At 40.4% G+C, this 11,912-nt stretch carries 12 protein-coding genes; 4 read left to right on the top strand and 8 right to left on the bottom strand.

What is annotated here, in order from left to right:
• Nucleotides 1-173: 173 nt before the first annotated feature.
• From ACUVXA_RS08815 to ACUVXA_RS08800, 4 genes are all read left to right on the top strand, one after another.
• Entirely contained in the window at nt 174-2,828 is a 2,655-nt protein-coding gene (locus ACUVXA_RS08815) for a DNA-directed RNA polymerase subunit A' (protein ID WP_445870884.1), read from the top strand.
• A 149-nt stretch (nt 2,829-2,977) separates the two neighbouring features.
• A complete protein-coding gene (rpoA2, locus tag ACUVXA_RS08810; RefSeq protein WP_445870883.1) occupies nt 2,978-4,171 on the top strand; it encodes a DNA-directed RNA polymerase subunit A'' in 1,194 nt (397 codons plus the stop codon).
• A gap of 3 nt (nt 4,172-4,174) precedes the next feature.
• Nucleotides 4,175-4,471 (top strand): 50S ribosomal protein L30e, encoded by a 297-nt coding sequence (locus ACUVXA_RS08805; RefSeq protein ID WP_445870882.1) that lies wholly within the window; start codon nt 4,175-4,177, stop codon nt 4,469-4,471.
• A gap of 19 nt (nt 4,472-4,490) precedes the next feature.
• Nucleotides 4,491-4,931 carry a NusA-like transcription termination signal-binding factor gene (locus ACUVXA_RS08800; protein WP_445870881.1) on the top strand — a complete coding sequence of 147 codons (441 nt, stop codon included), beginning with the start codon at nt 4,491-4,493 and terminating at the stop codon, nt 4,929-4,931.
• A 218-nt stretch (nt 4,932-5,149) separates the two neighbouring features.
• Here the strand turns inward: ACUVXA_RS08800 and ACUVXA_RS08795 are convergent, their stop codons facing one another.
• The 8 genes from ACUVXA_RS08795 to ACUVXA_RS08760 all read right to left on the bottom strand — a co-directional run bounded on the left by ACUVXA_RS08795 (nt 5,150) and on the right by ACUVXA_RS08760 (nt 11,718).
• A complete protein-coding gene (locus ACUVXA_RS08795; protein ID WP_445870880.1) occupies nt 5,150-5,716 on the bottom strand; it encodes a 30S ribosomal protein S7 in 567 nt (188 codons plus the stop codon).
• An 86-nt stretch (nt 5,717-5,802) separates the two neighbouring features.
• The gene (locus ACUVXA_RS08790; RefSeq protein WP_445870879.1) at nt 5,803-6,243 is read right to left on the bottom strand and encodes a 30S ribosomal protein S12; all 441 of its coding nucleotides are present in this window, start codon (nt 6,241-6,243) and stop codon (nt 5,803-5,805) included.
• Nucleotides 6,244-6,348: 105 nt separating this feature from the next.
• Complete coding sequence (gene thiI, locus ACUVXA_RS08785; protein WP_445870878.1) at nt 6,349-7,557, bottom strand: tRNA uracil 4-sulfurtransferase ThiI; 1,209 nt, start codon at nt 7,555-7,557, stop codon at nt 6,349-6,351.
• Between the two features lie 134 nt (nt 7,558-7,691).
• Nucleotides 7,692-8,543, bottom strand: a complete 852-nt coding sequence (gene nadC / locus ACUVXA_RS08780) for a carboxylating nicotinate-nucleotide diphosphorylase (protein ID WP_445870877.1) — start codon at nt 8,541-8,543, stop codon at nt 7,692-7,694.
• Between the two features lie 15 nt (nt 8,544-8,558).
• Nucleotides 8,559-9,746 carry a UDP-N-acetylglucosamine--N-acetylmuramyl-(pentapeptide) pyrophosphoryl-undecaprenol N-acetylglucosamine transferase gene (locus ACUVXA_RS08775; RefSeq protein ID WP_445870876.1) on the bottom strand — a complete coding sequence of 396 codons (1,188 nt, stop codon included), beginning with the start codon at nt 9,744-9,746 and terminating at the stop codon, nt 8,559-8,561.
• A 22-nt stretch (nt 9,747-9,768) separates the two neighbouring features.
• Nucleotides 9,769-10,383: a TIGR00296 family protein gene (locus ACUVXA_RS08770; RefSeq protein ID WP_445870875.1), complete on the bottom strand. Its 615-nt coding sequence runs from the start codon at nt 10,381-10,383 to the stop codon at nt 9,769-9,771.
• 399 nt (nt 10,384-10,782) lie between these two features.
• Nucleotides 10,783-11,286 (bottom strand): Mut7-C RNAse domain-containing protein, encoded by a 504-nt coding sequence (locus tag ACUVXA_RS08765; protein ID WP_445870874.1) that lies wholly within the window; start codon nt 11,284-11,286, stop codon nt 10,783-10,785.
• Between the two features lie 63 nt (nt 11,287-11,349).
• Entirely contained in the window at nt 11,350-11,718 is a 369-nt protein-coding gene (locus ACUVXA_RS08760; RefSeq protein WP_445870873.1) for a 30S ribosomal protein S6e, read from the bottom strand.
• Nucleotides 11,719-11,912 lie beyond the last annotated feature (194 nt).

Below are 11,912 nucleotides of genomic sequence, written 5' to 3'. Positions count from 1 at the left end.
TATAATGTTAAGCAATTCAACCCTTTAAAGCTATCACGCTAAGCCCGAAAATGTCGATTTGTAGAGAAACGAAGAAAAAGTTTATAAGTTGTGCGGGGTTTTCTTTGGTTGTGTAAGGGATTACTACTTTTGCGTTTTGTAAAATGAGTTTGTGATAATATGGAGTTGATTAGGTGGCATTTAGACTCCCTAAGATTGTAGATTCAATAAAATTTGGATTACTCTCACCAGACGAGATTAGAAGAATGTCGGTAACAAGAATAATAACTCCTGACACCTATGACGAAGACGGAGCACCAATAGACTCTGGACTAATGGATAGTAGACTAGGAACAATTGAACCTGGAAGACGATGCAAGACCTGTGGAAGTAGAGTGGGTGAATGTCAGGGGCATTTTGGTCATATTGAGTTGGCTCGCCCCGTGATTCACGAGGGATTCGCTAAGCTTCTTCAAAAAACTTTGAGAGCCACCTGTCGCTCTTGCTCACGCCTACTTTTGCCCGAAGATGAAATTAGAACTTTTAAAGAACAGATGGATGAGTATGAGAGAGAGACTGGAACTTTAAGTGATGTCATTGCGGCAGAGGTTATAAAAAGAGCCTCCAGAATCAGCACCTGTCCTCATTGTGGGGAAAAACAGCTTAAGATCCGTTTGGAGAAACCCACCACCTTTTATGAGGAGACCGATATCGGATCTATACGTTTAACCCCGAGCGATGTCCGGGATAGGTGTGAGCGAATTCCTGATGATGATGCTCGCCTAATAGGAATAAACCCCAAATATGCAAGACCAGAATGGATGGTTCTTACAGTGCTACCGGTGCCTCCAGTGGCTGTGCGTCCCAGCATTACTCTTGACTCGGGGGTTCGTTCTGAAGACGATCTTACACACAAACTTGTTGACGTTATTCGTATCAATCAACGTTTAAGAGAAAATATTGAGGCGGGGGCCCCCCAACTTATTGTTGAGGATCTATGGGAACTTCTTCAGTACCATGTTACTACTTATTTTGATAATGAAATGTCTGGAATACCTCCAGCAAGACACCGGTCGGGTAGAGCTCTGCGTACCCTTGCCCAGAGGCTTAAAGGAAAGGAAGGACGTTTCAGAAGTAATCTTTCTGGAAAAAGAGTTGACTTTTCCGCGAGAACCGTAATATCCCCCGATCCTAATCTCGGTATAAACGAAGTGGGGGTACCCTTAGAAATCGCAGAAATTCTGACAATACCTGAGAGGATAACCGAGTGGAACATAGAAGAAATGAAGGAATTAATCCCAAGAGGGCCCGAGAATCCACCCGGTGCAAACTATGTTATACGTAGCGATGGTAGAAGAATCGACCTACGCTTCGTAAAGGATCTTAAGGCTATCGCCGATACTTTGGAAATAGGATTTATTGTAGAGCGGCATCTCCGAGACGGAGATATTGTGCTGTTTAACCGGCAACCCTCACTACACAGAATGTCTATAATGGCTCACCAAGTGCGTGTTATGCCTTTCAAAACATTTAGATTAAATCTTTGTGTTTGTCCCCCGTATAACGCAGATTTTGATGGGGATGAAATGAATCTTCATGTACCTCAAGGTGAAGAAGCTCGTGCCGAGGCCTATGTACTAATGCGGGTTCAAGAAAATATTCTTAGTCCGCGTTATGGAGGCCCCATAATAGGAGGCATCCAAGACTTTATTTCTGCAGCTTATCTGCTCACAAAGAAAGATACCTTCTTTAACCGGAAGGACACATGCGACCTTCTGTTAGTAGCAGGCCGTACTAATCTTCCACCTCCTGCAATTAAAACCCCTGTAGAACTATGGACTGGAAAACAGATTTTCAGCATTCTCTTACCGAAAGACCTAAACCTTTCATTTAAATCTAAAATCTGTAAAAAATGTGACACATGCTTAAAGGAAAGTTGCCCACACGACCATTTTGTAATGGTTCGAAATGGAAACCTCATATCGGGTGTAATTGATAAGGCAGCATTCGGAGCGGGAGTACCTGAAAGCTTGTTTCACAGAATTGTGAAAGATTATGGAGCAGACCAAGCACGTGATTTCATTGACTCGATTACACGTATGTTAACGCTTCTAATAACCGCAAAAGGCTTCACAATGGGGATAGATGATGTGGACATAACAAAAGAAGCCCGCTCTCGTGTAAATGAAATTTTACAAGAATCTAAAGATAAAGTTAATGAATTAGTTGAAACATATAGACGAGGAGAACTTGAGAGTCTACCTGGTAGGACACTAGAAGAAACACTGGAAATGCTGATTATGCAGGAGCTTTCTAACGCTCGAGACAAAGCCGGTGATGTTGCAGGAGAATACCTCGGTATGCAAAATCATGCTGTAATAATGGCCAAAACGGGCGCAAGAGGATCATTACTAAACCTTGCACAGATGGCTGCTTGCGTCGGACAACAATCAGTGAGAGGAAGCAGAATACAAAGAGGCTATAGAGGTAGGACACTACCCCATTTTGAAGAAGGCGACTTGAGCGCTAGAGCAAGAGGCTTTGTTAGCTCAAGTTACCAGAACGGATTAAACCCCATCGAATTCTTCTTCCATGCCATGGGTGGCCGAGAAGGCTTAGTGGACACTGCTGTAAGAACCAGCACCAGCGGATACATGCAGAGAAGACTGATAAACGCCCTGCAAGATATCAAAGTCGAGTACGATCGAACTGTGAGAAACGCAGCGGGAAATATAATTCAATTCCAATATGGAGAAGATGGTGTGGATCCCTCAAAAAGTGACCACGGCAAATCAGTAAATATTGATGTAATAATTGAAAAAGTACTTAGCGAGGAAGAAGACACGTAGAATAAGTAATATCAATGGACCTTAAACAAAGGTATACTCGCCAATAACTGAAAAAATTATTATAAAAACGATAAGATAGTAATTTGAAACAAAATCACGTCACTATTTAAGAAAGAATTGCAAGCTTTAAAAAAATAGAGTGTGTTAAAATGGCAATTAACGAGATTTCGAATCAAATAGAAAAGTTAAGAAATGAGGGTGTTCTTCCCACTTCTCTGATAGATGAGCTTGAAAAGAATTTGAAAGCTAGAAGTGATTACGATAATTTGACCCTAAAAAAAGTTAAAAAAATAGTGGATGAAATTAAAAAAGCATATCTATCAGTTCTGGTAGAGCCTGAGGAGGCCGTAGGCACGGTTGCGGCTCAAAGTTTAGGGGAACCCGGCACACAGATGACGCTAAAAACATTCCACTATGCTGGTGTAGCCGAACTTAACGTCACATTAGGTTTACCCCGTTTAATAGAAATTGTTGATGCGAGACGTAACCCCGCAACGCCCATGATGACCATCCATTTAGATGATGAGCACCGTTATGATCTCGCAAAGGCAAGAGAAGTATCAAGACTAATTGAAACCACCAGAATAGAAAATGTAGCGCACAACGTTGAAATAGACCTCACCACTATGCAAATTGTAATTAATTTGGATCCCGAACTCATGGAAGACAAGGGTATCACGGTGGAAATGGCACTAGAAAAAGTAAAAAGCCTAAAAAAAGGAGAAGTCGACTTTGAAGACAACACGATTTTCCTCACGCCTGAATATGAGAGTCTAGCAGACCTACAAAAACTACTCGAAAAAACAAGAAGCCTAACCCTAAAGGGAGTAGTAGGTATTGAACGAGTGGTTATTAAAAAAGAGAGGGAGAAAAACGAATACGTCCTATATTCAGAGGGAACAAATCTCCCCGAAGTTCTACGCATCCCCGGCGTAGATGTTTCAAGAACCACTTCAAACCACATACACGAAGTGGCCCAAACACTCGGGGTAGAAGCTGCTAGAAACGCCATAATCGAAGAAGCAAGAAAAGTCCTAGACGAACAAGGACTCGACGTCGACATCCGCCACATAATGCTAGTAGCAGACCTAATGACCGTATCCGGAGACATAAGACAAATCGGACGCCACGGAATAAGCGGAGAAAAAGAAAGCGTACTCGCCAGAGCGGCATTCGAAGTAACCGTAAAACATTTAATAGAGGCCAGCGTTAAAGGTGAAGAAGACAGCCTAAGCGGCATAACCGAAAACGTCATAGTAGGCCAACTAATACCCGTAGGCACCGGAGCAATAGACCTATTAATGGGGCACTATCCAAAACAAGAAGACACGGAGGAAACATAATAAATGGACGTAGACAAAGCAATAAGCCTATCAATCAAAACCGGAAAAGTCACACTAGGCACCAAAAAAACACTAAAACAAATCAAACAAGGAAAAACCCAACTCATAATCATAGCAGCAAACTGCCCAAAAGAAATCCAAGAAGAAGTACTCTACTACGGCAAACTCTCAGAGATCCCAGTATACACATACAAAGGAACAAGCTGGGACCTCGGCTCAGTATGTGGAAGACCCCATATGGTAGCATGCATGTCAGTAGAGCAACCTGGAGACTCAAAAATACTAAAACTAAAAGACTAAAAGGAGGAATAAAATAAAAATGGCAAGCTATAGTGTAAAACTCACCTCAGAAGAACTCAGATACATCGCCCTATTCGAAAGCATAACCGGAGCAGTAGTAAAAGACTGCATTATAGACGAAGAAGAAGGAAGAATAGTATTCGTAATAAAATCAGGAGACATCGGCATGGCCATAGGGAGAAAAGGAACCAACATTAAGAGGGTCAGGGATTTCATAAAAAAACCGATTGATGTTGTAGAATACGCAGAAGACCCTGAAGACTTCATCCAGAACACTCTTGCCCCCGCTCGTGTAAAATCCATCCACGTAACCGAAAAAAGAGATGGACGAAAAGTAGCAGTCGTCAACGTAGACCCCAAAGACAAGGGAATAGCAATCGGGAAAAATGGTAAGAATGTTGCGCGTGCCCGTTTGTTGGCTCGTAGGCATTTCCAGATTGATGACGTGATAATTAGTTAAAAACTGGTAGCTGAACTAGTTTAATTCGTTAAAATAAGAAAGATTTTATTAATTTGTGTTTAATTTAATGTGCCCTTTTAGGTAATAATATATTCTAAAGGATTGTCTAATATTTTTGGTTTTAAATTTGTTTTATGTTGAGTGGATTAAAACGAGATTTGTAATTATTTTTATATATTAAGTAGTGGTACTCGATGTTGTTTTTGGATGTGTGATTTTTATCGGACTGATACCGCTATTCGCTCTTTTTCTTCTTTCTTTGATATTGCTGCGCTTTTGGTTTCGTTGTTGGCTGCAGCGATTAGTTCGTCTGCTAGACATTCTTCTACGGTTTTTTGGTTGCTGAAGGTTGATTTTCTTGCTGCGTTTGTTATGAATCGTAAGGCGAGGTCTACTCGTCTCATGGGGGCTACGTCTACTGCTTGGTGGTATACTATTCCGCCGTAGCTGATTCTTGTGGTTTCTTCTCTCGGTGCTGCGTTTTCCACGGCGTTGACTAGGATTTGTATGGGGTTTTGTCCGGTTTTTAGGTTAATGATTTCGAATGCCAGTTTGACTATGTTGGTGGCTTTAATTTTTTTGCCGCTGTTTCTTCCAGGGTTTTGCATCTTGTTGATTAGTCTCTCTACTATGGAGACGCGGGATTTCATGAATCTTCGGTGCTCATGCCGGCCGCCAGTGTGAGGAACGTATTTGGGTGTAATGTTGATATATCCTCTGAGTCCTATATCATGTACTTCAACATCGTCTGTAGACCATTTTTCAAATATTTTTGCTTCACTCATAGGTTTATAACCCCTTTTATCATGATGTAGAATTTATTGGTTCATTGTTAGAATTAACCTATTATTTAGGATGGTTTTGGAGATTTTTATCTTATTGGTTTCTCTTTTTTTCCAATTAGAAGGGCTTCCAGAGAAACTCCGTTTACCTTAATGACTTTCCATCTTACTCCCGGAAGGTCTCCGAAGGATCCGCCTCTGGCTCCACCTATTCCTGCTACGATAACTTCATCATGTTCGTCAACGAAGTTTAATGCTCCGTCGCCTGGTAGGAAAGCTGTGACCTGTTTGCCGTTTTTGATGAGTTGTACTCGGACGCATTTTCTGATGGCCGAGTTTGGCTGTTTGGATTCAATTCCCACTTTTTCGAGCACTATGGCCCGAGCCTGGGGCGCACCCTCTAGGGGGTCTGCCTTAACGTCTAGGCGTAGCATTCGGCGTTTATAGTACCTGTCTTTCCATCTGGCTTTTTTGCTTTTTGCTACGAGTGTCCGGCCTGCGAACTCGCCTTTGGGTGATTTTCCAACCATTAAATTCCCTCAGACTATTTCAAATCTTTGATGCAAGAACCAAGTAAACTAAAATATTTAAACCTTTTTTAATTGTTCGAATTTTTCAAAAACGCTCTTCAAAATTTAGTCTATGTAAATTTTTTTGGCTGAATTAATCTCTTCTTGGATAGAGTTGATGATTTTTTCTATGGATTTTATTTCATCTAATTTCGCTGTTGTTGCTGGTTTTTCTGGTACTGCTCTACAGCTTGTTACGCTGATGCTTGAAGCTTTATATGTTCCGATTTTTTTGCCGATTTCTTCTATTTCCAGTTTGTCTAATCCTATTAGGGGGCGGTATACTGGGAGATTAGTGGCTTCGTTTAATATCATTAGATTGTCTAGTGTTTGGCTTGCTACTTGACCTAGGCTTTCCCCTGTAACAATCCCTTTTGCTTTCTCTCTTTCTGCTAATGCGGTGGCTACTTTATAGAGTGCTCTTTTGCAGAGAATACAGGTCAGCTTGCGAGGTGTAAGTTTAATGATGTTTTCTAATGTTTTACCATGGGGAACAACGTAAATGTAAAATTTTTTGTGAGTGGCATATTCTCTCATAATTTTTATTACACTCAAGGCGCGATTAAGGGTGGATTGATCCGTAAATGGAGAATTATCAAAATATATGGGAATTACTTTGCATCCCCGTTTCATCATCAACCACATAGCAACTGGGCTGTCAATTCCTCCCGAGAAAAGGGAAACTATCTTTCCCTCGCTACCATAAGGTAATCCTCCAATTCCAGGAAAAACCTCGTAATAAATGTAAGCCTTTTTTTCTCTAACCTCGATGAAGATGCGTTTATCGGGTTTGGTTAGATTTACTGTAGTGTTAAGATTGCTAGTTTTTGCAAGAATCGCGGCTCCAACTTTTCTTTCAATATCAATAGATGTATAATCATGAGTACCAGTTCTTCTAGCCCTGACTGCAAAACTCTCTCTGGGTCTAATTAGCATTTCGGCTACTCTCTCTGAAAGACGTATTATTTCGTCAATGTCTGAGGATGTTTCCAGAACCGGGCTAGTGGAAACTATTCCAAAAACATTTGAGAGTGCTTCACATATTTCTCTGGGAAAATCGCATTTTAAAAAAATTCTACCCCTCTCCCTGATAATAGAATTATAAGGAATTTTTTTTCTGTTGAGCATCCACTTCATGTTACCAATCAAAATTTTTTCCATAAACCTCCTTACTGGGGCACTCTTTAGCGAAATTTCACCGTAACGTACAAGGACAACTTTTTCCCACTCTTTAAGAACTTCTATTGAAGATCCAACTAATTTATTTTGATGCATAATCTTATCACTCCAGTTAAAAGAAAAAATACCCAAAGTTCAGGGAAAATACGTCCTCAAAGATAACTTAATTATGATAAAAGGAAACAATTATATTTTAAATCATGCGGGGAAATGATAAAAAGCGGATGTCACTAACTCTTTTTCTTGAAATCTAAGCTTAAATCTAGTGCCTTTATGGAGTGAATGATGTAGCCCATAGATATAATGTCAACATCCAAAACCATGTATTTTTCAATGTTTTCGGGGGTAATTCCTCCCGATAATTCAATCAAAACCCTATCTCTTAAACCTCTCTCCTCTAGTAGACTAAGCGCCTTCTTTGCTTCCTCTGGAGACATATTATCAAACATAATAATATTTGCTCCCGCACTTGCTGCTTCTATGGCTTGATCTACATCCTCAACTTCTATCTCGATTTTTTTAGAGAAACTTGATTTAGACCGAGCTTGGTTCACTGCCTCCCTAACGCTGCCCACTATGCTTAAATGATTATCTTTAATAAGTATCATGTCGTCGAGTCGAAAGCGATGAGGATCTCCACCGCCCAAGGCGACAGCTCTCTTCTCAAAATATCTGAAACCAGGCGTTGTCTTACGGGTACAAGCTATTCTGAGTTTAGGATTAATTCTTTTAGCTAAATCCACAAGTTTAGCTGTCTCAGTTGCAATACCACTCATCCGCATCATTATATTCAAAACCGTACGCTCTGCTGAAAGGATGACCCTAGCTGAACCGGACAGCTCGGCTAAAGTTTGACCATTAGTAACCCTGTCTCCATCCTTAGCCAGTGGCTCAAAGTTCACATTTAAAAGTTCAAAAATAATACCTGCCTCGCATAAACCTGCAACCACTCCCTCTTTCTTAGAAATTATTCTAGCCTCAGCCACAGTATCCTCAGAGATGAGCGCGTTTGTAGTAATATCTCCAAATCCTATATCTTCTTCTAAAAATTCTAATAACTTTTTTTTCAATAAATTTTCCAAAACTGGGCGCCCCCCTCAATACTCATTTTTAGCTAATTGGTTTATGAGGATTATTACCGATTGAATTGCATCCAAATTTAAAATATTTTTCTGAACTTGTTTTATACGAGATTTATATCCCGTATGGTTTAGTATATTCTCCACGCTTTCTAATAGATTTTTTCTCGAGAGATTTTTTTGCTGAATAACTCGTGAAATGCCCATACGCTCAGCAGACTTAGAATTCTCCAAGTGCTCTGTGTGGGCGGGCGTGGGAATTAGAATCGACGGCTTACCATAATACATAGACTCAGCAAGACTATTATGTCCCGATCTGGATATTAGAAGATCACAAGCCTTAAGCAAAGAATATCTATCTGTGATCCAGTTATAAATACGCAAATTACCTTTCTTTACAAATTTATCTGGTTTATCCGGCTTGCCCAAAGTCATCACAATATTATACTTATCAGGAAACTTGCTAAAAATTTCCTCAAGCTTCATAGCAAGAAGTTCCTTCTCCTTCTTAGTCCCAGAAACCCCCACAAAAATGAGTGGTCGATCATCAAACCCCAGCTTACTTCTCAACTCACCTTTACTCGGGAGCAGGTGTGGAGGCTTTTCAATCACCTGACCTATGAATTCTACCTTACTCATAAGCTTATCCGGAACATCAAGATTAGATTGAAATATAGTGTATGGGGGTGGAAAATCGGGAACAAGAATCTTAGAACTCCTATTCCAAAACAAGTGAGTGGAGTAAAGAATAACCCACTCCGCAAAACGCTTTAGCCTCTGCTTAAACTGGCTCAGAGTCTTCTTATGAGGTACCAACATCTTAATCTGATGCAGTAACAAAATACATGGGATTCTCAATAACCAGCAAGCAAGAACCGTGGATAAGCGAGAATCAGAAACAGCCACACTTGGTTTAAACCTTCTCAAAAGCTTAATTTCACAAATCAACTGCCTCAAAAAAATCCAAACATACCTGGGCCATTGAATACTGGTTTTAAGCATCTCAATGGTCCCATCCGGGCTCTCAATAAGCCCCATTCTAGGTACACTAACTACAGGCATACCCGCCGCTTTAACAAAATCAATAGCATCACCATATGTTGAGAAAAGTACCTCGTCACCATTGTTAATAAGTCTCCTAGCAATAGGAACACAACGACCCGCATGTCCAAGCGCGAAGCCGTTTGGCGCAAAGTACACTCGCATATCAGAAGGCCTCCGTAAACCTCTATTCTGTTAGGGAACGCTCTTCTACTTCACCGTGAGGACTTTCTTCCTCGTAAATAATTCCTTTAAAAGAATAGATTTTGGTTTTTTTATCATACCATGAATCTGGTGGAAGACCGGCTTTAATACAACATTCGCATAAAAATTCTTCCTCGTCCCAGTTCCAATCCACCGGAACCTGTGGAAGTAACAAACCTTTATATGAACCCCTTTCCACCACCAAGCCATCCCTACCTACTTTAACCTTTTTAGGATAATCCTTAGGGTCTTTGACTTCAATCAAAACGGGCGGAGTCAAAACAGTAACTTCAACTACAATATTATCTAATTCCTCTTCCCGAACCGGGGGAAAGCGAGGATCCATGGTAGCAGCACTAATAGCAGACTCAATGACTGCTTGAGCCAAAGGAAAATGGGGTAAGGGGAATCCAATGCAGCCTCGTAGACGTTTATCACTTCCGGGAGAAACGGTGTTAAGGGTTACAAAAACACCGCTCTTCTCAAGCAGCCTTTCTGGAGTATCTTGAGGAACTTCAATCTTCACTTCCTCTTTAACATAGGTTTCAACAGCCCTACGCGCAAGTTTGACTAAAAATCGACCTTCTTCAAGAGTCATTCATATCAGTCCTCTTAAAACAAGACCCTAAAAATCCTTTACAAGGTTTATTTAAAACCTTCATTAACAACACTCATACAAAAATGTTTCCTCAATAATTACACCAATAAGAGCCATATGTTCAATGTTGACTCCTTTGAATGTTTGGCTTATTCATGGTGATGGCGTGACTTGCTTGTTTCCACATCCCTGTGTCCAAAATTTTCACATGAAGATGTTAAAAATCGGGTAATTGTGTGAAGTGAAAACTGGAAACGAGCTTTTCCAGCCATCCACCAAGACGTATCCAAACATCAAGGAGTTTTATTTGAACATATGGATAAGAGTACATAAATAAGAAATCCTGGCATTCTAAAAATTGGGTGGTTTGATTAGAAGGTTTAATATCTTCCAATTTTATTACCGACGGTTCTTAATCTTCTCAACAATTTGAATCATGGATCTCCACATGCGGCCCATCCAATAAACTTGGTTGCAATTGGAACATATCCAAAAGGAATCATAGGAATTCAAGGTATTCACTGGAACCTTATTCCTAATCTCCTCCTTTTTCACACCACGAATTAAACCATTACAGGCCGGGCAACGAGAACCATCAGGTGTAATTTTTAGGTCTAATCCAAAATCTCCTACAATTTCAGCAAACTGTTCGGTAAAAGAATTTTCCCGCAGTAATTTAACATTTAAACTATATGAAACAGCTCGCTTAAAAACTTCCAAATCTCGAGTTAGAAGAATAAAATTCTTTCTCAAACAAATATCTAATAACTCGTCGTCTTTAACCTTAGAAGAGTAGAAGGTATCATAACCAAGTAAACGGAGCCAGCGTGCAAGTCGTCCTAACATCGCGTCGCAAGCAAAATTTTTTTTACCACTAGAATTTGATTCCGGATTTACCCCCATTAGAAATCCTCCGATTTAATAAACAAAATAATTTGTAAAAACCTTAAGGATTAAAAGTACATATCACTCAAAAATATCTTTTGCCCCCTTCTTAAGAATCTTCAGGTTTAGTTGAGCGATATCTTCAGAAACCGTATCTCCCCGAACCATTTTTCTCTTACGTTGCCCTCTATATGGTGGGTGAAAACCGGGACCGCTACCTATAAAAACTCTTTTTCTCACGGGTCCGTGAATTCCCTTTCGCATCGGAAATCCATCCCTGTCACTTCCTCCCGTAATAAGAAACTCATATCCACCGAAACCTAGGGATCCCCCATCAACTTTCTGACCGAGGCGTGCATCAAATAAGGCACGAGCTTTTGTTTCATCGACCTCTATCTGAATTGAACGACCCTTTTCTGGATCTGAAATCACCAACTTAATTCCGGGCAAGTTCTATAACCTCCAATAGGTACAAAAAATACTAACAAGAACCCCTTTTAAACTATTCGCAAATAGCTTTCTGTAAATACTAATAATATTAAGTTAGGGTTCTACTCTATGTAGAAATTCATAGAATTACCTAGAGTTGGGGCTTCACAGTATCATGCGGCGGCCTCGCGAGTTCATCAGCCGCCCTCCACTCC

It is taken from the genome of Candidatus Jordarchaeum sp. (genome assembly GCF_052745115.1).
The sequence above is the reverse complement of the archived record's forward strand: the minus strand, read 5'-3'. Positions and strand labels throughout refer to the sequence as shown.

Coding starts and splice junctions, on each gene's coding strand:
- ACUVXA_RS08795 (WP_445870880.1), bottom strand. CDS start 5,716: ATGAGTGAAGCAAAAATATTTGAAAAATGGTCTACAGACGATGTTGAA.
- ACUVXA_RS08765 (WP_445870874.1), bottom strand. CDS start 11,286: ATGGGGGTAAATCCGGAATCAAATTCTAGTGGTAAAAAAAATTTTGCT.
- ACUVXA_RS08775 (WP_445870876.1), bottom strand. CDS start 9,746: ATGCGAGTGTACTTTGCGCCAAACGGCTTCGCGCTTGGACATGCGGGT.
- ACUVXA_RS08800 (WP_445870881.1), top strand. CDS start 4,491: ATGGCAAGCTATAGTGTAAAACTCACCTCAGAAGAACTCAGATACATC.
- thiI (WP_445870878.1), bottom strand. CDS start 7,557: ATGCATCAAAATAAATTAGTTGGATCTTCAATAGAAGTTCTTAAAGAG.
- ACUVXA_RS08790 (WP_445870879.1), bottom strand. CDS start 6,243: ATGGTTGGAAAATCACCCAAAGGCGAGTTCGCAGGCCGGACACTCGTA.
- ACUVXA_RS08805 (WP_445870882.1), top strand. CDS start 4,175: ATGGACGTAGACAAAGCAATAAGCCTATCAATCAAAACCGGAAAAGTC.
- rpoA2 (WP_445870883.1), top strand. CDS start 2,978: ATGGCAATTAACGAGATTTCGAATCAAATAGAAAAGTTAAGAAATGAG.
- ACUVXA_RS08770 (WP_445870875.1), bottom strand. CDS start 10,383: ATGACTCTTGAAGAAGGTCGATTTTTAGTCAAACTTGCGCGTAGGGCT.